Source organism: Psychrobacter sp. 1Y4 (assembly GCF_051847555.1).
Window position 1 is genome coordinate 1 of sequence record NZ_JBPYDE010000839.1, and the last position, 598, is coordinate 598.

The window sequence follows — 598 nt, forward strand, 5'->3', positions numbered from 1 at the left end:
TCAATCCTGACACCAGTTGGCCATACATGCCTTTCATCACTAATTTGTTCTTCTGAGTTAGTGGCTCTTAACATTCTTACCCACTTATCCTGTAAACCTTTTTCTGTAGTTTGTCTGACCTTTTTAGGCGGCTTAAACTTACTATTCAGTTCATCGAATATTTTATTCCAATCTGGATCATCAAGGTTAAAATCGGTCTTATTATTGACTGTTGTTAAAATGCCTCTTGGAACATTAGGGATACGTAACTCACCAACAAAATCATTATAATCGTTATGGCGATTAAGTTGAGATTCTCCGTCTTGAGCTTTCCATATGTATCCTAGTACATGAGTAGCTAGCACTCTTTTCCCAAGCCTTATATCAATTCCCTGAGTTCGTTGATTTTTTAAATAATAATACTGACTTTTTTGTCCGCCCACTAATTTATCACGTTTAACCTCGTCTAAAGTCCCATATTCATATTCTAATCTATATACATTTCCACCCAACCTCCCTGCCCAACCATTAATCAATTAATTTTCAAACTGAACCCATCCCAGAAGGCACTCCCTTCCCCCCCTTTCCACCAAAAACACCACCCCCCCCCCCCCCCCCC

At 39.5% G+C, this 598-nt stretch carries 1 protein-coding gene; it reads right to left on the reverse strand.

Annotated elements, in window-relative coordinates:
• Positions 1 to 491 (reverse strand): hypothetical protein (locus ACS8FC_RS19160; RefSeq protein WP_439297957.1); only part of this gene is annotated, 491 nt, incomplete at its 3' end.
• Positions 492 to 598: the final 107 nt, after the last annotated feature.